The 18,911-nt window shown below is 72.0% G+C and carries 18 protein-coding genes; 12 read left to right on the forward strand and 6 right to left on the reverse strand.

All coding sequences use genetic code 11. The features are described from left to right. The first annotated feature begins 91 nt into the window (after positions 1-91). From CRP56_RS26795 to CRP56_RS26805, 3 genes are all read left to right on the forward strand, one after another. Positions 92-1,714, forward strand: coding sequence for a beta-N-acetylhexosaminidase (locus CRP56_RS26795; RefSeq protein ID WP_373559766.1), 1,623 nt, complete (start codon positions 92-94; stop codon positions 1,712-1,714). Positions 1,715-1,832: 118 nt separating this feature from the next. Further along, a complete protein-coding gene (locus CRP56_RS26800) occupies positions 1,833-2,339 on the forward strand; it encodes a hypothetical protein (RefSeq protein WP_097268118.1) in 507 nt (168 codons plus the stop codon). A 118-nt stretch (positions 2,340-2,457) separates the two neighbouring features. After that, on the forward strand, positions 2,458-3,006 hold the full coding sequence (locus CRP56_RS26805) for a hypothetical protein (protein WP_097268120.1): 549 nt from the start codon (positions 2,458-2,460) through the stop codon (positions 3,004-3,006). 19 nt (positions 3,007-3,025) lie between these two features. Here CRP56_RS26805 and CRP56_RS26810 read toward each other — a convergent pair whose 3' ends face one another. After that, the gene (locus tag CRP56_RS26810) at positions 3,026-3,511 is read right to left on the reverse strand and encodes a DUF1877 family protein (protein WP_097268123.1); all 486 of its coding nucleotides are present in this window, start codon (positions 3,509-3,511) and stop codon (positions 3,026-3,028) included. Positions 3,512-3,622: 111 nt separating this feature from the next. Here CRP56_RS26810 and CRP56_RS26815 point away from each other — a divergent pair, with 111 nt between their 5' ends. Beyond that, positions 3,623-4,021 (forward strand): hypothetical protein, encoded by a 399-nt coding sequence (locus CRP56_RS26815; RefSeq protein ID WP_097268125.1) that lies wholly within the window; start codon positions 3,623-3,625, stop codon positions 4,019-4,021. 53 nt (positions 4,022-4,074) lie between these two features. On the opposite strand, the gene CRP56_RS26820 is transcribed toward CRP56_RS26815, so the two are convergent. Further along, positions 4,075-6,585, reverse strand: coding sequence for an N-acetylmuramoyl-L-alanine amidase (locus CRP56_RS26820; protein ID WP_373559767.1), 2,511 nt, complete (start codon positions 6,583-6,585; stop codon positions 4,075-4,077). A gap of 390 nt (positions 6,586-6,975) precedes the next feature. Between CRP56_RS26820 and CRP56_RS26825 the strand changes: the two genes are divergently transcribed. The 5 genes from CRP56_RS26825 to CRP56_RS26845 all read left to right on the forward strand — a co-directional run bounded on the left by CRP56_RS26825 (position 6,976) and on the right by CRP56_RS26845 (position 11,046). After that, positions 6,976-7,407, forward strand: coding sequence for a hypothetical protein (locus CRP56_RS26825; protein WP_097268129.1), 432 nt, complete (start codon positions 6,976-6,978; stop codon positions 7,405-7,407). A 141-nt stretch (positions 7,408-7,548) separates the two neighbouring features. After that, positions 7,549-8,166, forward strand: coding sequence for an RNA polymerase sigma factor (locus CRP56_RS26830; RefSeq protein WP_097268131.1), 618 nt, complete (start codon positions 7,549-7,551; stop codon positions 8,164-8,166). 33 nt (positions 8,167-8,199) lie between these two features. Further along, positions 8,200-8,928: a hypothetical protein gene (locus CRP56_RS26835; RefSeq protein ID WP_143664944.1), complete on the forward strand. Its 729-nt coding sequence runs from the start codon at positions 8,200-8,202 to the stop codon at positions 8,926-8,928. Between the two features lie 370 nt (positions 8,929-9,298). After that, on the forward strand, positions 9,299-9,961 hold the full coding sequence (locus CRP56_RS26840) for an RNA polymerase sigma factor (RefSeq protein ID WP_097268135.1): 663 nt from the start codon (positions 9,299-9,301) through the stop codon (positions 9,959-9,961). Next, the gene (locus CRP56_RS26845; RefSeq protein ID WP_097268137.1) at positions 9,961-11,046 is read left to right on the forward strand and encodes a hypothetical protein; all 1,086 of its coding nucleotides are present in this window, start codon (positions 9,961-9,963) and stop codon (positions 11,044-11,046) included. Before CRP56_RS26840 ends, CRP56_RS26845 begins: the two co-directional genes overlap by 1 nt. A 229-nt stretch (positions 11,047-11,275) precedes the next feature. On the opposite strand, the gene CRP56_RS26850 is transcribed toward CRP56_RS26845, so the two are convergent. Next, a complete protein-coding gene (locus CRP56_RS26850) occupies positions 11,276-12,091 on the reverse strand; it encodes a L,D-transpeptidase family protein (RefSeq protein ID WP_257041071.1) in 816 nt (271 codons plus the stop codon). Positions 12,092-12,203: 112 nt separating this feature from the next. Between CRP56_RS26850 and CRP56_RS26855 the strand changes: the two genes are divergently transcribed. Both CRP56_RS26855 and leuE read left to right on the forward strand, forming a co-directional pair. Beyond that, positions 12,204-13,784: an acyl-CoA mutase large subunit family protein gene (locus CRP56_RS26855; protein WP_097268140.1), complete on the forward strand. Its 1,581-nt coding sequence runs from the start codon at positions 12,204-12,206 to the stop codon at positions 13,782-13,784. Positions 13,785-13,828: 44 nt separating this feature from the next. Next, positions 13,829-14,476 (forward strand): leucine efflux protein LeuE, encoded by a 648-nt coding sequence (gene leuE / locus CRP56_RS26860; protein WP_097268142.1) that lies wholly within the window; start codon positions 13,829-13,831, stop codon positions 14,474-14,476. 47 nt (positions 14,477-14,523) lie between these two features. Here leuE and CRP56_RS26865 read toward each other — a convergent pair whose 3' ends face one another. Next, a complete protein-coding gene (locus CRP56_RS26865) occupies positions 14,524-15,918 on the reverse strand; it encodes an FAD-dependent oxidoreductase (RefSeq protein WP_097268144.1) in 1,395 nt (464 codons plus the stop codon). A 71-nt stretch (positions 15,919-15,989) separates the two neighbouring features. On the opposite strand from CRP56_RS26865, the gene CRP56_RS26870 reads away from it, so the two are divergent. Next, positions 15,990-16,628, forward strand: a complete 639-nt coding sequence (locus CRP56_RS26870; protein ID WP_097268146.1) for a TetR/AcrR family transcriptional regulator — start codon at positions 15,990-15,992, stop codon at positions 16,626-16,628. Between the two features lie 49 nt (positions 16,629-16,677). Here the strand turns inward: CRP56_RS26870 and CRP56_RS26875 are convergent, their stop codons facing one another. Beyond that, the gene (locus CRP56_RS26875; protein ID WP_097268148.1) at positions 16,678-17,562 is read right to left on the reverse strand and encodes a class I SAM-dependent methyltransferase; all 885 of its coding nucleotides are present in this window, start codon (positions 17,560-17,562) and stop codon (positions 16,678-16,680) included. 64 nt (positions 17,563-17,626) lie between these two features. Next, positions 17,627-18,745 carry an acyltransferase family protein gene (locus CRP56_RS26880; protein WP_373559686.1) on the reverse strand — a complete coding sequence of 373 codons (1,119 nt, stop codon included), beginning with the start codon at positions 18,743-18,745 and terminating at the stop codon, positions 17,627-17,629. Between the last annotated feature and the right edge of the window lie 166 nt (positions 18,746-18,911).

Consider the following 18,911-nt stretch of genomic DNA (forward strand, 5'->3'; position numbering starts at 1 on the left):
CGTGTGGTGGACAGCTGCGACCACCCCTACACCCTAGGTTGGATGCGTGAGTCAGCACAGGCGTCGGGCGTCGGCACGGAAGGCGCGGCAGGTGAGGGCCCGGGTCGTGATCGTGGCGGCGGTGGCCGTGACGGTTGCCGCCGGGGTCGGGCTCGGGCTGTGGGCCTCGGGGGACGGGGACCGCAGCGGGCCCACGGGCGCGGTGGCGCGGCAGCCCTCCGACGGGAGGTCGGCGCCTTCCGCCGCCGCGCCCTCGCCGGCACCCACCCCCAGTCCCACCCGCAGCTACCCGCTCTCGCAGACCCCGCGCACGATCCCCGCCGTCGCGGCGCACACCCCGGAGCGTGGGCCGGGGTGGCGGCCGCGGCAGGGGGAGCGGGTCGTCGTGAGCGACGCGGCACTCGCCGACGAGGGGCGGCTGGTCGCCGGTGAGCTGGGGCTGACGTACGCGGGGGAGAAGAGCGACACGCGGGACGGGGATCTGCGGCTCGTGCTGAACGACGACGCCGGGGGCAACCCGGAGTCGTACACCATGACCGTGCGCGGCGGGCGGGTCACCGTCGGCGGGCCCGCCGACGCCGGGGTGTTCTACGGGACCCGGACGCTGAAGCAGACCGTGCACGGCGGGGGCACGGCGCCCGAGGGCGTCGTCAAGGACGCGCCCGCCAAGCCGGTGCGCGGGTTCATGCTGGACATCGCGCGCAAGCACTACACCGCCGGGTGGATCGAGGACCGGGTGCGGGAGCTCGGGGATCTCAAGTTCAACGAGCTGGGGCTGCACTTCTCCGACGACCAGGGGTTCCGCATCGAGTCGCGGTCGCATCCCGAGGTCGTGTCGGATCAGCATCTGACCCGGCCCGAGATCGAGCGGATCATCGACCTCGCCGCCGAGCGGCACATCACGATCGTCCCCGAGATCGACTCGCCAGGACATCTCGGCGCCGTCATCGCCGCGCACCCCAGCCTCCAACTCGTCAACGCCTCGGGTGTCGCGGCGCGCGGCGCGGTCGACATCTCGCAGGACGCGGCCGCGAAGATCGTCGACGAGCTGCTGGACGAGTACGCCGAGCTCTTCCCCGGCGAGCGCTGGAACCTCGGCGGCGACGAGTACCAGGCGCTGATGGCCTCCGACCCGGAGGCGTCGTACCCGCAGCTCGCCACCGCCGCCCGGAAGGCCTACGGCACCGGCGGCACCGTCACCGACCTCACCACGGGCTGGCTCAACGCCCGCGCCGACACGGTCCGCAAGCACGGCAAGACGATGCGGGTCTGGAACGACGGGTTCTTCCCCGGTACGTCCGTGCAGCCCGCCAAGGATCTCCAGGTGGCCTACTGGACGGGCAAGGAGATCGGGGCACGGCAGCCGGCCGAGTATCTGAGCGCGGGGCGTGACCTCGTCAACTACAACGACCAGTTCCTCTACTACGTCCTCGGGCAGCCCAACCAGTTCTACTACCCGACGGGACAGCGCATCTACGAGCAGTGGACGCCACGGATGGTGCGGGGCACCCAGGCGGTCGACGCCAAGTACGACGACCAGATCCTCGGCGGCTCCTTCGCGGTGTGGGGCGACTATCCGAACGCCCAGACGCAGGACCAGGTCGCGGCCGGCATCCGGCTGCCGCTGCGGGCGGTCGTACAGAAGCTGTGGGACGCGGACAAGCCCACGCTGACCTGGACGGAGTTCAAGGCCCTGGCCGACCGGCTGGGGTGAGGAAGGGACCGGCCCGCCCCCGCCTGAGTCGTGGTGGATTGCCCGATACGGCTGCGAACGGCCGTACGACTGTGGTGTATTCGGCCCGAGCCGCAGCCGAGAGCCGGGGGGAGCCGGAATGGGCTACTGGGGGTACTTCGTCGTGGGCCGCAGCGAGCGGCCGCTCAAGGAGCTGGACGCGCTGGCCGGGGTCGCCGGGGGACTGAGTCTCAGGAGTGAGGCGGACGGCGGGTGGCAGGTGTGGGAGTACCCGAGCGGGGACGGGGACGTCGGCAGCATGAACGCGCTGGCCCGGGAGACCGGGGCGCCCGCCCTGTTCGGGTACGTGATGGACAGCGCCTGCGTGGTCGTCGAGGCGGCCGGGCCGGAGAGCGGGGCCTGGACGACCTGTCTGGCCCGGACCGCCATGGCCGGGTACATCGGTGCAGGCCAGGAAGGCCTCGCACTGGAGGATTACTTCCTGGAGCCGAGGGACGCCGCCGAACGGGCCGTCGCCTGGGCCGAGGAGGCGGGGCGGAGGGCGGACCCCGAGCAGCTCCTTGAGGTGCTGACCGCCGAACCCGATCCACTGGCCGAAAACCTTTTCTTCCGGCTGCTCGACCGGTTGTCCGTGGTGCCCCTGTGACAAACCCGGGCCGTCGCACGCAGTAAGGGGAAGTGCGGGCTCCGTTAGGGAGCTTCGCAGGCGAAGAGGTGTCGTCGGGCTCCGGAGCGGTCGGGCGGCACTCCTCAGGGAGGCGTGGATGAGTCTGGTGGAGCTGATCGCTCAGGCCGACGAACGCGGACTGGCCGCCAGCGGGTTGGCTTGTTTGGATCGGTGCGTACCGCTGCTGGGCGGCGACGACGAGATCCTGCGCCCTCTCTGGGCGAGCCTCGCCGACACCGGTGACTGGGAGACGGGACTGAAGGCGGCGCGCGACCAGCTCGCCGGGTCCGCCGACGCCGCCGAGGACGAGGCCGCCGCCCTCGCCCGCCGGATGCTCGACACCGCTCCGGACACGCGGGACGCCGAGGGGGTGCGGGTGTGGGCCGACGCCTGCTCCGTCGCCTCGTTGCAGATCCACCGGTTGCTCGATCCGGCTTCCGGCGACGCCCCGCTCGACGCCTGCCGCGAGGGCCGTACGGAGGGCGTGCCGCCACTCGTCGCCGCCGAACTGCGGCGCCAGGTCACCGTCCTGGAGGTGGTCGCCGGGCACGGCACGGCAGGGCTGCGCCGGGCGCTGGAGGTGTCCGTCGAGGGGCGGCGCGTGCTGCGCGCGGTGGTGTCCCGCCGGGCCCGCGGCAAGCGCTGACCGGTCCCCTTGACCGGCCTTACGTCACCAGCCACTTCACCACCGCGTCGCCGTACTGCGCCGTCTGTCCGTAGAACGCGGTGAGGTCGCGGTGGGCCGCCGCGAAGACGCCGTGCACCTCCGGTTCGGTGTCCGTGCCGCCGTACGACGGCAGCAGCAGGTCGCGCGCGTCCAGCCACAGGTCGTCGAACACCGCCTCGGCGAGATAGGAGGCGACCCGGCCCGTCTGTGCGGCGGTGAGCAGCAGGAACGGCGGGAGCGTGGGGTCGGGGTGGGGGATCGGGCGGCCGCCGAGCACCACATGGGTGCGTGGGCCCTCCGCGCCGCGCGTGCCGGCGTACAGGAGTTCGTTGTCGAGGTAGCCCTTGTCCAGCACCTCTTCGCGATGCCGGCCGATCCGCTCGCGTACGGCGTTCCAGTCGTCCTCGAAGAGCTTCTCCAGCCAGGCCGGGCTGTTGCGCAGGGCCGCGGGCGGAATGGCGCGGAAGTGGAAGTACTTGCTCATCAGTGACTGGAGCGCACGGGAACCGTGAAGCGTCACTCACGCCCGGACCACACATGTGAGAGGTGTCCGGATCCGGGTGACGAACGACACTCCAGGAACGCTCTTGAGGGTGTGACGACACAGTACGAAACCAGGCCCTCGGCCGCGACGAAGCCCGTGCGGTGGGCGGCGGACGCGGTGGCGACGATGCGGGAGGGCGCGCGGGTGCGGCTCGACTACTCGGCACAGAGCCTGTGGCGCGTCGACCGGATGATCGACGAACTGCGGCGCGAGGACACTCCGTACGCCGCCGTCGACACGGTGCTGCGCGGATTCGGCGCGTACGCCGGTGAGGTGATCGTCCGTCAGACCGGCGCCGAGTGGTGGGCGAGCGGCGGCGACCACTGGATCCGCACGCCCGACGGGCGGTTGTGGGACCCGATCGACGAGGCGCGGCGGTGTTTCGCGGGGCACGGGTCGCTGCGGCTGCTGTGCCGGGACGCGACGGTCGCCGGCCGCTCGCCGTATTGAGAGAACGGCCGGGGTCCCCCGCAGTGGGGGCCCCGGCCGTCGCCTTGAGGGGCTTACGACGTCAGCGCCTGGCCCAGCCTCGCGTCCGTCGGGGTCGACAGGGTCGTCTTGCTGTAGACCGTCGCCTCCGACCAGCCGAGGCCCGTGCTGGTGCTCGGGAGGTGGAGGAGGACGCCGTCGCCGCCGTCCTCGTTGTCCGCGCCGAAGACGAGGTCGGCGCGGCCGTACCCGGACAGGTCGGACAAGGACACCGCGGAGCCGAAGCGGTCGTCCGTCTCCGTGGCGCCGGGGATGCCCGAGGTGTCCTGGGAGACGGCGATCGAACCCGTGCCCGTCAGGCCCGCCGAACTGCCCTTCACCAGGATCGCGTTGCCCGCGTTCGTGCGGTTCACGCCGTCGCGGACCAGGTCCTCGCCCGGCGCGCCCGCCAGCGCGTCCGCGTAACCGTCGGCGTCGTAGTCGCCGACCGAGACCGAGCTGCCGAACGCGTCGCCGGACTCGTCGCCGCCGGGGACGCCGGAGGTGTCCTGGTGGATCGTCGTCATGCCGGTCGTCGTGAAGCCCGTGGACGTGCCCGGCACCATCGTGATCTGCCCGCCCGGCCTGCCGCCGGACTCGGACGCCACCGGCTGGCCGATGACGATGTCGTCGTAGCCGTTGCCGTTGACGTCACCGGCCGCGATGGACCGGCCGCCCTTGACCGAGATCACGCCGGCCTTGGTCAGCCCCGTCGCCGAGCCCGCGAAGCGGACGACGCGGCCGATGCCGCCGGTGTCGCGGTAGTTGAGGGCGACGTCCGCGTAGCCGTCCTGGTTGAAGTCGCCGGTCGCGGCGTCCAGGTAGGCCACCGCACCGGTGGCGGTGGTGAGCGTGCCGTAGCTCGTCCTGCCCCCGGTCAGACGGACGTTCCAGTTGCCGCCCTTGCCCGCGCCCGCCGCGAACACGTCCGCCTTGCCGTCGCCGTTGAAGTCGCCCACGGTCACGGCCGAGCCGAGCTTCGCGCCCGCAGCCGTGACGCCCGACGTGGTGTACGAGAAGCCGGTGTCGAGCGTCGGGCCGTACATCACCGTGACCTGGCCGCGGTCGGCGTTGCCGCTGGTGTCGTCCTCGCCGGGCGCGCCGATCGCGAGGTCGGCGTAACCGTCGCCGTTCACGTCGCCCCACGCGGTCGACGTACCGAAGGCGTCACCGGACTCGGAGGAGCCGGGGACCCCGGGGCTCGACTGGGTGAGCGTCACCTTCGCCGCCGTCACCGGCCCGTTGACGCTCCCCGGCACGATCTTCACCGCGTTCGCCTTCGGCACGCCCGCGACCAGGTCGGTCACGCCGTCCCGGTTGTAGTCGGAGGTGGCGAGGGCGTGCGAGATGCCCGGCGTCTTCGCGAGCGCCGCGATCCGCGACAGCTTGGAGTAGAGGTTCGCGCCGGGGCAGGCCGTGGCGTTGGTGTCCCGGTGGCCGAAGACGCGGGGGAGGGTGATCGAGCTGCCCTTGGCGACCTTGTTGCCGTCGACGCCCGCGTCGCTGCCGGAGACCAGGGTGACCTTGCCCGTCGGGTCGATGCCGTACATCCCGAACTTCCACGCCACGATCCGCGCGATGGAGTCCAGCGCGGCCTTGCTGGGCTTGGCCGACTCGTAGTTGCCGATGTACGAGATGCCGACCGTGTTGGTGTTGAACCCGATGTCGTGCGCGCCGATCACCGGCAGGTCCATGCCGCCGCTGCGGCCCTCGAAGATCTGGCCGCACTTGTCGACGACGAAGTTGTAGCCGATGTCGTAGTAGCCGCGCGCGAAGTGCTCCTGCTGGATGGAGCGCATCCGGGCCCGCGAGTCGGCGCAGGACAGGGTGTTGTCGCTGTCCATGCCGGTGTGGTGGATGACGGCGGCCTTGATCTCGGCGCCGTAGCCGGGCGTGCCGTCGTAGTCCGTGGACGCGCCCCACTCCGCCTGCGTGATGATCGGCGGCTTCACGACCGTGGAGGGGCGGGGGGTGGGGACGGTGGAGGTGGGGGACGGGGAGGGCGACGCCGACTCGGAAGCCGAAGCCGAAGCGGAAGCCGAAGCCGAAGCCGAAGCCGAAGGCGACACGGACTCACTCGGCGATGCCGAAGCCGAAGCCGATGCAGATGGCGATGGCGATGGCGATGCCTCCGGCGTAGTCGTCTCCGCCGCGAACGAGGCCGGTTCCGCCGCCGATACCCCGTTGCCCCGCGGATCCGTCCCCGGGTCCAGCAGCTTGACGTCCATCCCGGCCGGCTGCCCGCCCGCCGCCGTGCCGTCCGCGTTCACGACCCGCACCTCGACGCCGTCCGAGTCACCGGTCCACAGTGACTCCGTACCGCCGCGCAGCGCGGCCCGCTCGCCCTCGGCGCCGTCCGCCTGGCTGGGGTCGACGACCAGCTTCCGCCAGCCGGACCACGTGCCGGTCTCCAGGTCCCGGGTGCGCACCTCGGGCGTGCCCTTGGCCTTGGCGTCGGCGTCGTCCCAGGTCACCAGCAGCGCGCTGAAGCGGTCGGTGTCCCGCTTGGCGAGGCTCTTGCGGCCGGCGCCCGCGCTCTGGAGCATCAGCGTGTGGACGGCGGCCTTGCGGGCCGCGGCCCTGCCGTCCGACTGCGCGCCCTGGTCGGCCATCGCGTACGTCACGATGCCCGCGCCGCTCAGCACCACGGCCCCGGCGGTCAGCCAGGCCCGTCTCCTGAGACTGAGCGGTCTGTACGCACGGCTGCTGCGAGGACTCAACTACCCCACCCCTGTGAAATGAACTCGTTCGTAGCGCCTGCCACTTGGGCAGCCCATACACAGAGCGCTCAGCTATGGCCAAACATCACTGGGTCGGATGGTTGTACGGCGACTGTGGTTTTCCTGTGTGGGAATCGCCACGCCCGGGACCCGTGATGTTCGCGGGACGGCATCCGCTGGAACAGCGGGAGAGCCGAGCGAATGGGGTGGGGGCTCATGGGGAAGCAGGCCGGGAGCGTGGTGTGCGCGGCCGGGATGCGGGGGCGGGCCGCGGAGTTCGTCACGGGGATCACCGCGCGCAGCCGGCTGCCGCTGGACTACTCGGTGGCCAGTCTGCGGGTCGTCGACTTCCTGATCGACGGACTGCGCAAGGGCGGCGCCGACCAGGACCGGGCCCGCGAACCGCTGGCGGGCCTGGGCGCCTACGTCGGTGAGGTGCTGGTGCGCCGGGCGGGCGCGGAGTGGGTCGACCTCGACGACACGCAGCGCGGGTACTTCGGCCAGGAGGTCGGTGTCCGGATGCCCGACGGCCGGGTCTGGAACCCGCTCGGCAAGGTCCTCAACCGCTTCGGGTCGAGCGCTCCCGAGGACTCCCTCCAGACCTTCTACCTGACCCTGCACGGCAGGCCCCGGCGGACCGCCGCCTGACGGAGCGCCGGGCCGAGGACAGTGACACTTCTGTGCGGCCCGGCGCTGATGAGCGTGAAGGGCTGAGCACTCCGCTCAGCGCAAGGGCGACCGCACCCGCGGTGCGACATCGCCGCGAGTCGGCATGAACGAGGACAGTTCTTGGGTCGAGGAGGCGAACCCCGCCGCGTGCAGACGTACGACGTCGAGCTCGGCGCGGCTGTCGCGCGGGCCCAGGACGGTGACGAGGCCGCCTTCGCGGTCGCGTACCGGATCGTGCAGCCCGGACTGCTCGGCTACCTCCGCGGCATCGTCGGCGACGACGCCGAGGACGTGGCCTCCGACGCCTGGCTGGAGATCGCCCGCGACCTCGGCCGGTTCAAGGGCGACGGGGCGGGCTTCCGCGGCTGGTCGGCGACCATCGCCCGGCACCGGGCGCTGGACCACCTGCGGCGGCAGAAGGTGCGGCCCCGGTCGGCCGCGCTCGAACAGGACGTACTGGATCTGCCCGGCCCGCACAGCACCCACGACCAGGCGCTGGAGTCGCTCTCCACCGAGTACGCCCTGGCGCTGGTGCGCGGGCTGCCGCGGGACCAGGCCGAGGCCGTGCTGCTGCGGGTGGTCGTCGGGCTCGACGGCCCCGCCGCCGCCCGCGTCCTCGGCAAGCGCCCCGGCGCCGTGCGCACCGCCGCGTACCGGGGACTCAAGCGCCTCGCCCAGCAGCTGGGCGTCGAGAGTGTGACGGATGACGACCCCCGCACGCTGGGGGAGTCGAAGTGAACGACGACGGGCCGGACAGAGACAGGAACGGACATGGGTGAAAGGCAGAGCGGCGGGGGCCACGGCCGTCGGCGTGTGCACCCAGGCGCCGGCGTCCCCGGCCAGCAGGGCAGCGACGGCGACGACACCGGCGGCCTTGAGCAGTTCCTGGCCGACGCCATGCGCGTCCTCCCCAGGGGCGACGGCGAGCAGCGGGCCGTCGCCGCGTTCCGGGCCGCCCGGGACGGCGGCGCGCACCGCGCCCGCACCCGCCGCCGGGACGACTGGCGCCCCGGGGAGCAGCGCAAGCTCGGCCGCTCGCTGAAGACCACCCTCTCCGTGCTCGTGGCGAGCCTCACCATCGGCGGCGTCGCGTTCGCCGCGATCGGCACCTCCGGCTCCTCCTCCGACGACACCGCCGACCGGCCCCGGGAACGGCAGCCGCACAGCGCCGCCGCCACCTCCGAGCAGGCGGACCCCACCCCGGACACCGCCACCTCCGCACCCGCGGACCGCCCGGTCACCGCCCAGGACACCGAGGCCCACTGCCGCTCCTACGAGAAGCTCCAGGGGCGCGGCAACGCGCTGAACTCGACGGCCTGGCAGCGGCTGATCGCGGCGGCGGGCGGCGAGGAGAAGGTCGCGGCGTACTGCGCACGGCAGTTGGCGCAGGACCGGCCGAACAAGCAGGGCAAGACGCCGGTCAAGGGCAACGCGGCGACGGGCGCCCCGGGCAACAGCGAGCAGCAGCCCGGCAAGGCCAAGGGCAAGAACAAGCCGTAGTCCTCGGGAAACCGAGACGCGCGGAGCCGGCGACGCCGCTCCGCTCCTGCACGCACGCCCCGCGTCCCGCAGATGCCGCACGCGGAGACGGCCGGGGCCGCCACCCCCCACAGGAGAGGCCCCGGCCGTCGCGCGGCACGGGCCGCGCGGCGGCCCGTACTTCCTACAGCGCCATGAGTGCGTTTTCTGTCACACCCCGGGCCGCCACCGGCTTCCGTCCACCCCGTCACGAGGTGGTTGCATCTTGTACGGACATGGACGAGCAGCGGTTTCAGGTCGTAACGTGCCTTTCGCGCCGAGCGGGAGGCGAGGAACCACCGCAATCGCAGGCGGCCCCGGGGGGCCGCGACCATCGACCGAGGAACCATGCGTGCTGGGGGATGACGCGGAGCTGACCGCCGCGGTGCTCGCGGCACAGGACGGGGACGAGACCGCGTTCCGGACTGTGTACCGCGCCGTGCACCCGCGGCTGCTCGGATACGTCCGGACGCTGGTCGGCGATCCGGACGCCGAGGACGTCGCCTCCGAGGCCTGGCTGCAGATCGCCCGGGACCTGGAGCGCTTCGAGGGGGACGCCGACCGGTTCCGCGGCTGGGCCGCCCGTATCGCCCGTAACCGCGCCCTGGACCACATACGCATGCGGGGCCGTCGCCCGGCCATCGGCGGCGACGAAACGGAACTGACCGGGAAGGCCGCCGAGTCCGACACCGCGGGCGAGGCGATGGAGGCGCTGGCCACCGACACCACCCTCTCCCTGATCGCCCGGCTGCCGCAGGACCAGGCCGAGGCGGTCGTGCTGCGCGTGGTGGTGGGCCTGGACGCCAAGACCGCGGCGGAGACGCTGGGCAAGCGGCCGGGAGCCGTCCGCACGGCCGCGCACCGCGGACTGAAGCGGCTCGCCGAACTCCTCGGCACCGATCCGGAATCGGCCGGCGGGCTCGACGCCCTGCCGCCCCCGCGAGAACCGCGGGGCCGTGCGGTGACGTCCGCGAGTGTGACGCATACGCGTCCGCGGACGCAGAAGGACATGTGATGGCCGACAAGCAGTACGAGTGGCTGAACCAAGAGCTGGCGGAGCGGCTGCTGCGCGGTGAGTCACTGGACAACGCTGTCGAGCCCACCGCCCGTGACGAGGCCGAGCGACTCGCCAAGACCCTGGGCGCGCTGTCCGTGGACCCGCCGCCGAGCACCACCGAACTCCCCGGCGAGGAAGCCGCCCTGGCCGCGTTCCGCAAGGCGCACGCCGACCGGGGCACCGGCACGGCGCGCACGGAGCACGGGGCCACCACCGCCACGCACGCCGACGTCGGCCTCATCCGGATCGGCGGTCGGCGGGGCCACGGACCCGCGGCCCCGCCCCGCCCGCGCCGCAACCGCCCCGTCCGCCTCGCGCTCGCCGCCGCGCTGGCCTTCGGCATGGCCGGCGGAGTGGCCGCCGCCGGTGCCGGCCTGCTGCCGACCCCGTTCGGCGACGGCGAACCCGGCCCCAACGCCTCCGTCTCGGCCGCCGTGACCTCGGACCGCCCGCTCGTCTCGCCGTCACCCCAGGGCACCGGCGGGGACGAGCCCACGCCCGACGGCTCCAGCGCCGGTGCCGCCGAGGGGGGCGGCGGCCGTGACACCGCCCGGGACGGCGCGAGCAGCTCGCCGGGCACCGACGGCAAGGACGGCAAGCCCGGCTCCTGGTGGGGCGCGGCGCCCTCGGCCTGCCGCGACCTGCGCGACGGCAAGGCACTGTCCAGCGATCGCCGCCGTGCCCTGGAAGGCGTGGCCGGCGGTTCGGCACGGGTGTGGAAGTTCTGCCAGGGCGTCCTGGACAGCTCCTCCGGCACCCGCTCCGACGCCCAGGCCGGTGAGGACGGGGACGGCGGCAAGGGCAAGGGCAAGGGCCACCGGGACCGGGACGGCAAGGGCGGCGGCCGGGGCAACGGCAACGGCAAGGGCGACGACGACGGCCACCACAGAGGCTCCGGACGCGGAGACCACGGCGGCGGCAACCGCCACGACCCCGACGGCGGCTACTCCCCGCCGGAGCCCGACACGGCCGCCCCGCTGCTGCCGAAGAGGGCGGCGGCCGCCCCGCAGCCGGAGCCGAGCCCGTCGTACTCGGCCCTCTGAGCCCTCTGAGTCTTCTGAGGCCTTTGAGTCCTTCCGCACCGGAGCCCGCGGAACTTTTTCCCGGGGGGTGTGACGTTTTGGAGCCCGGCGGCGCAGTACTGAGTGAGCCGACTGGTCATCGGCCGTCGCACAGAGCCGGGGTTCCCCCCGTACCCACGGCTCGTGCATTTGGCGCGGGTGGGACACGTTCCCCCGGTCCCGCCCGCGCCCCACACTTCTGCCCCGCGGGTCACCAGTGCACGACGACCTTGTCGCCGGTGCGGACCTCGTCGAAGAGCTCCGAGATCGCCGCCTCGTCGCGGACGTTGACGCAGCCGTGCGAGCCGCCCGCGTAGCCACGGGCCGCGAAGTCCGTCGAGTAGTGCACGGCCTGGCCGCCGCTGAAGAACATCGCGTACGGCATCGGCGAGTGGTAGAGCGTCGAGTAGTGGTCGCGGGACTTCCAGTAGACGTGGAAGACGCCCTCCCGGGTGGGGGTGTACTCCGTCCCGAACCGCACCGGCAGCGTCTTGAGCGTCCTGCCGTCCACCATCCAGCGCAACGTACGGCTGGACTTGCTGATGCACAGCACCCGCCCGGTCATGCAGCGCGCGTCCGGCGCGTCGGCGGGCTGCCCGCCCATCAGATACAGCTCCCACTTGCCCGGCTCGCGCGTCATCCGCAGCAGCCGCTGCCAGGTGACGGAGTCGGTCTCGCCGGTCTTCGGCAGCCCGCGCTTGCCCTGGAAGCCCTTGACGGCGTCCACGGTCGCGTCGTCGTACGTCCCCGTCGGCCCCTCGAAGATCCAGGCCACCTGCCGCAGCCGGGCCTGGAGTTCACGGATGTCCCGCCCGGTGTCGCCGCGGGACCACAGGACCTTGGCCGGCGTGGCGGAGGAGGGCGTGGTGGTGGTCGCGCGCGGCGTCGGCGAGGCGCTGTCGGGCAGCTCGATGCGCACCGGCGTCCGGTTCTTGCCGTCGCCGTCGGTCGCCTGCACGGTGCAGCCGCCCGCCACGGCCGCGACCACCAGCGCGGCGACCACTCTCCTCATGTCCCCGATACGCATCGCGACCCCCGCTCGTCTCACGCCGCCACCGAAGATGATTCCCGCGGATGACTCGTCGCGAACGGCGCGGCATTGTGGGGACCAGTACCCCAGTGACGGGAGGCGGCACACCATGGCGCGCGAGTCGGAATCGGGACTGCCCATCGAACCGGTGTACGGACCGCAGTCCCTGGCGGGCTGGGACCCGGCGGAGAAGCTGGGCGAACCGGGCGCCTACCCCTACACCCGGGGCGTGTACCCGACCATGTACACCGGCCGCCCCTGGACCATGCGCCAGTACGCCGGCTTCGGCACGGCCACCGAGTCCAACGCCCGCTACCGGCAGCTCATCGCCCACGGCACCACCGGCCTCTCCGTCGCCTTCGACCTCCCCACCCAGATGGGCCACGACTCCGACGCCCCCCTCGCGCACGGCGAGGTCGGCAAGGTGGGCGTCGCGATCGACTCGGTCGACGACATGCGGGTGCTGTTCGACGGGATTCCCCTGGACCAGGTCTCCACGTCGATGACGATCAACGCCCCGGCGGCGCTGCTCCTGCTCCTCTACCAACTGGTCGCCGAGGAACAGGGCGTACCCGCCGGCCGGCTCACGGGCACGATCCAGAACGACGTCCTGAAGGAGTACATCGCGCGGGGGACGTACATCTTCCCGCCGAAGCCCTCCCTCCGGCTGACCGCCGACATCTTCAAGTACTGCCGTACCGAGATCCCGAAGTGGAACACCATCTCGATCTCCGGCTACCACATGGCCGAGGCGGGCGCGTCCCCCGTGCAGGAGATCGCGTTCACGCTCGCGGACGGCATCGAGTACGTGCGTACGGCGGTCGCGGCCGGGATGGACGTCGACGACTTCGCGCCTCGCCTCTCCTTCTTCTTCGTGGCGCGTACGACGCTCCTGGAGGAGGTCGCCAAGTTCCGTGCGGCCCGGCGCATCTGGGCCCGGGTGATGCGGGAGGAGTTCGGCGCCCGCGACCCCAAGTCGCTGATGCTCCGCTTCCACACCCAGACGGCCGGCGTCCAACTCACCGCCCAGCAGCCCGAGGTGAACCTCGTCCGGGTCGGAGTCCAGGCCCTGGCCGCGGTGTTGGGCGGCACCCAGTCCCTGCACACCAACTCCTTCGACGAGGCGATCGCCCTCCCCACGGACAAGAGCGCGCGGCTCGCGCTGCGGACCCAGCAGGTGCTCGCCCACGAGACGGACGTCACCGCCACCGTGGACCCCTTCGCCGGCTCCTACGTCGTCGAGAAGATGACCGACGACGTGGAGGCGGCGGCCCTCGACCTGATGCGCCGGGTCGAGGACCTCGGCGGCGCGGTCGCGGCGATCGAGCACGGCTTCCAGAAGGACGAGATCGAGCGCAACGCCTACCGGATCGCCCAGGAGACGGACGCGGGCGAACGGATCGTCGTCGGCGTCAACCGCTTCCGGCTCGACGAGGAGGAACCGTACGAGCCGCTGCGGGTCGACCCCGCGATCGAGGCCCGGCAGGCCGAGCGGCTGGCACGGCTGCGGGCGGAACGGGACGCGGCGGCGGTGGCCTCGGCCCTCGACGCCCTCAGGAAGGCGGCGGAGGGTGAGGACAACGTCCTGTACCCGATGAAGGAGGCGCTGCGGGCGCGGGCGACGGTCGGCGAGGTGTGCGACGCGCTGCGGGAGGTGTGGGGGACGTACATTCCCTCACATTCGTTCTAGCGCACGTTCTGGCGTATTCGTTCTGACGTGCGACACTCCTGTGCATGTTCGGCGTCACAGACCTTCCCACCTACCTGGCAGGACTCGTCCTGATCGTCCTGCTGCCCGGTCCCAACTCGCTGTACGTCCTGTCCGTCGCCGCCCGGCGCGGGGTGCGGGCCGGGTACACCGCGGCGGCGGGGGTGTGGTGCGGCGACACCGTGCTGATGACGCTGTCGGCGGCGGGGGTGGCGTCCCTGCTCCAGGCCAACGCCGTGCTGTTCGGGATCGTGAAGTACGCGGGCGCCGGGTATCTGACGTGGCTGGCGGTGGGGATGCTGCGGGCCGCGTGGGGGATGTGGCGGTCGAGGAAGGAAGCGACCGCCGAGGACGCGTCCGACGGGGCCTCCTATGAGCGGCCCTACCGCCGGGCCCTGGTCATCAGCCTGTTCAACCCCAAGGCGATCCTGTTCTTCGTCGCCTTCTTCGTGCAGTTCGTCGATCCCGGGTACGCGTATCCGGCGCTGTCCTTCGTGGTGCTGGGCGCGTTCGCGCAGGCGGCGAGCTTCCTCTACCTCACCGCGCTGATCTTCAGCGGGACGCGGCTGGCGGACGCGTTCCGGAGGCGGAGGCGGTTGTCGGCGGGGGCGACGTCGGCTGCGGGGGCGTTGTTCTTGGGATTCGCGGTGAAGTTGTCGCTGGCCAGTGCTTGATGCCGGGTGCGGGCCGGTGGGGGCTGGTCGCGCAGTTCCCTGCGCCCCTAGACGCCCATGCGCCTGACGTATGTCATCAGGGCGCCCGGGGTTTCGCCTACCCAGCCTACGTAGCCGTCCGGGCGTACCAGGAACAGGCCCGTCCCGTACGACGGCTGCTCGGTGCCGCTGACGACCCGCACCGACTCCGGCAGCCCCTGCGGCGCCTCCACCCCCACTGCCACCAGCGTCCAGTGCGGCCCCCGGAACGCGTCGAACAGTCGTACGCCCTCCAGCATCCCGTCAGGTGCGCGGTCACCCGCCCTCAGCGGGCCCGGCACCTCGCCCGTCTCCTCCGTGAGGGACGAGCCCCGATAGCCCAGGCCCAGCTGGCGCGTCGCATCCCCCCGGCGGGTCTCGCCCCGGTGGACGCTCGTCGTCAGGCCCAGCATCTGGGCGGCGATCGGGCGGCGCTCCTCCTCGTAGGTGTCGAGGAGGGACTCAGGCGCGCTCCCCGTGAGCACCGCGCCCAGCTTCCAGCCCAGGTTGTAGGCGTCCTGGACGCTGGTGTTGAGGCCCTGGCCGCCGGCCGGTGAGTGGATGTGGGCCGCGTCCCCGGCGAGGAAGACGCGGCCGGCGCGGAAGCGGCCGGCGAGGGCCTGGCGGGGCCGGAAGTCGGAGGACCAGCGGAGTTCCGTCACGGCGTCCGGGGTGAGGTGGGAGCGGTCGGCGACCACCTTGCGGACGCCTTCGAGGGAGACGTCCACGGCCGTGCCCTCCGGGAACTGGGCCACGACCTGGAAGTCCTCGGTCCCGGCCAGCGGGCAGATCGCCAGGTAGCCGTCGCCGTCCTCGCGCGGCGGGAACACGTGCCAGTACTCGCGGTCGAGGCCGGTCAGCCGTACGTCCGCCACCAGCACCGGGTTCGGGTCGACGGTCTCGCCGGTCATGGCGATGCCGAGGGCCCGGCGGATCGCGGAGCGGCCACCGTCCGCGGCGACGACATACCGGGCGCGGAGGTCAGGGCCGTCCGCGAAGTGCACGCTCACGCCGTCCTCGTCCTGCGTGAGACCGGTGACCTCCCGGCCGAAGGCGACCTCGCCGCCCAGCTCCGCCAGCCGCGCCGCGAGGATCTCCTGCGTCCGCCACTGCGGAACCATCCACGGCTCGTTGTACGGCGAGTCCTCCGTCGCCTCGGCCGGCTCGAACATCTGGTGCTCGCCGACCCGCTCGCCGTCCTGCCAGATCATCCCGACGGGGTAGGTGCCGCCCGCCGCGCGGATCGCGTCCCGGACGCCGAGGTCGTCGAAGACCTCCATCGTGCGCGGCTGGATGCCCTTGCCGCGCGAGCCGGGGAACAGGGCGTCGGCCTTCTCCACCACCAGCGCGGCCACCCCGCGCCGCGCGAGGTCGATGCCGAGGGCGAGGCCGGTCGGGCCGGCTCCGACGATCAGAACATCCATCGCTTATCTCCTTAACGCTGTTAAGTGCCGTCGCCGACAAGGCTGCCCTTAACGCTGTTAAGGTGTCAAGTGTGAGTACGGAACGCCGCACGCCCCTCGATCGCAAACGGGTCGCCGAGACCGCCCTGAAGCTCCTGAACGAGCTGGGCCTGGAGGGCCTGACCCTGCGGGCCATCGCCAAGGAACTCGACGTCAAGGCGCCTGCCCTGTACTGGCACTTCAAGGACAAGCAGGCGCTGCTGGACGAGATGGCGACGGAGATGTACCGGCGGATGATCGCCGGGACCGCGCTGGATCCCGGCGACACCTGGCAGGAGCGGTTGCTGAAGTCCAACCGCGGACTGCGGGCCGCGCTGCTCGGCTACCGCGACGGCGCCAAGGTCTTCAGCGGCTCACGCTTCACGAGCCTCGTGCACGCGGAGGCGATGGAGGACAACCTGCGCCTGTTCACGGCGGCCGGCTTCACCCTCGCCCAGGCGGTCCGCGCGGCCTCGACGACGTACTTCTACACCCTCGGCTTCGTCACCGAGGAGCAAGGCATGCAGCCGGGCGTCGACGTAGAGGAACGGGCACATCTGATGGCCGACTTCCCCTTGTCGGCGGCGGCGGGGAGGGAGGTCTTCGCGGACTACGACAAGCACTTCGAGGAGGGCCTGGCCTTGATCATCACGGGTATCGGCAACGCCGCAAAGGGGCGCGGGGCTGTATAGATGTGCGGCTACCGCCGCGTGGGCGCGCCCAGCCACGACGAACCCGCACCTAACCGCGAACCGTCAAAGCCCTCCGCACTGCCCGAGTGACAACCGGCGGCAACAGTTCAACGGCGATACGACGCGCAGGCGACCTCCGCCGCTGGGGCGCCGCAGGCACCGGCTCCGGCGCCACATAGTGCCGCGACTTCGGAAACTCCACCGCCCGCATCCCCTTCGCCCGCGCCCGCACCAACCGCTGCCCCGCCGCCTCCTGCACACTCAGCCCGCAGTCCGGCCGCCCCCGGAGCATCTCCAGCAGTTCCTCCTGCACCACCCCCGGGTCACCCCAGGTCCCGTACAGCTTCTGCGTGCTGAGGCAGACCACCCGCAGCCCCCGGTTCAGCACCGCCTCCCACACCGCCACCGACACCCCCGGCGTGTGCTCGGAGCGGAAGTCGTCGAGGACGACGATCCCGTCCGGCACCAGCAACTCCCGCGCCGCGCCGATGTCGTCGCGGACGTGCTCGTACAGGTGCGAGGCGTCGATGTGGACGAAGCGGCAGGTCTTCGGGGCGACCTCGGAGGAGATGACGGAGCTGGGCGCCTCGATGACGCGGGGCAGCTCGTCGTGGAAGGAGAGGTAGTTGCGCTCGAAGGACTGCCGGGTGAGGGACGCGTACGACTTCGCCGTCTCGGCCTTGTTCGCCCCGTCCGGCGCCTCCCCGCCGAACAGGTCGCAGACGGTGAACTGCTCGCCCGCGCCCCGATGCCGGCCGAGCAGGATCGCGCTCCTGCCCATGTAGGCGCCGAGTTCCAGCAGGTCGCCCTGGACGCCCAGCCGCCGTTGGCGGTCGAGGAACCAGGTGAACAGCATCTGGTCGAGCGGCGGGAACCAGCCGGGTACGTCGCTGAGTTCACCGGGGTACGTGTACGTCTGCTGTGCGTTGGCCATGAGACATTCCTGCTCGCCCTGGGCCGGGCGAACTGACCCGCGGCGGAACGTCAGATGAACAACGTCACCGAGCCTTGGCCAGAGCCGAACGCAGCTTCGGGGTCAGCGGCTTCTCCACGTACCGGTTCAGCAGCCAGGCCAGCAGCAGCATCGCCGCGACCGTCAGCGCGAAGGTCTCCGCCGACGGCAGGCCGAGGCCGATGTGCAGGGCGTGGATCACCACCCAGCCGAGGTGCTCGTGGACCAGGTAGAAGGGGTACGTCAGCGCCCCGGCCACCGTCAGCCAGCGCCAGTTCGCCCAGTTGAGCCAGCCCAGCGCGATCGCCGCGACCGCGAGGAAGCCGAACGCGACCACGAGGACGATCCCGGCGGAGGTGCGGTGCGCGAACGCGTTCGGGTCGCCGGCGTTCCACAGTCCGCGGACCGCGTAGTGCTGGCCGATGAGGAAGCTGACGCCGACGATGCCCCACGCGTACACGTCCCGCCGGTCGCGGTGGACGAGGTAGAGGCCGACACCGCCGATGAAGAAGGGCGCGTACTCGGGCATCAGCACCACGTCGAGCAGCGGCTGGTGCGCTGCCTGCGTGATCGCCGCGGCCAGCGTCCAGCCCGCGCAGAACAGGATCACCCGGCGGCGTGAGGCGCCCGGCAGGACCACGCACAGGGCGAACAGGGCGTAGAAGCGGACCTCCGCCCACAGCGTCCAGCACACGCCCAGCACCCGGTCGACGCCGAGCGGCTGCTGGAGCATCGTCAGGTTCACGAGCGCGTCGCTCGGCGACACCGTCTTGTACGCCACCATGGGGAGGGCGAAGACGGCGGTGACCAGCACCACCGCCGCCCAGTACGCCGGCAGCAGCCGGGACGCGCGGGACGCGAAGAACGACTTCAGGGGCCTGCCCCAGCCGCTCATGCAGATCACGAATCCGCTGATCACGAAGAAGACCTGGACGCCGAGACAGCCGTACGAGAAATACTGGTGCAGCGTCGGGAACTGGTCTTTCGGGGAACTTCCCCAGGCCGTCGTGACATCGCCGCCCCGGCCGCCGTAGTGGTACGCGGCCACCATCAGCGCGGCCACCAGCCGCAGCCCGTCCAGGGCACGCAACCGGGTCTCGCGGGGTGCCGTCCGCTCCGGCCGCGGGGGTGTCTCCGTCACCTCGCCGACGGTGATCGTGGTCACGGATATCCCCTCGACAGCTGTTCCTACGGGTGTACACAGGGACATTAGTCCGAATCACAGGGATGTCTTGACCGGCGAGCCAACGATTGGCCGCCCGGTCCCGGTGAGTTCACCTGGATGTCGTTTTGGCTTCCTAAATTCCCTCGGAATCCCCCCACGCAAGCGG

The organism is Streptomyces sp. TLI_55 (assembly GCF_900206255.1).
GTDB classification, from domain to species: Bacteria; Actinomycetota; Actinomycetes; order Streptomycetales; family Streptomycetaceae; genus Streptomyces; species Streptomyces aquilus.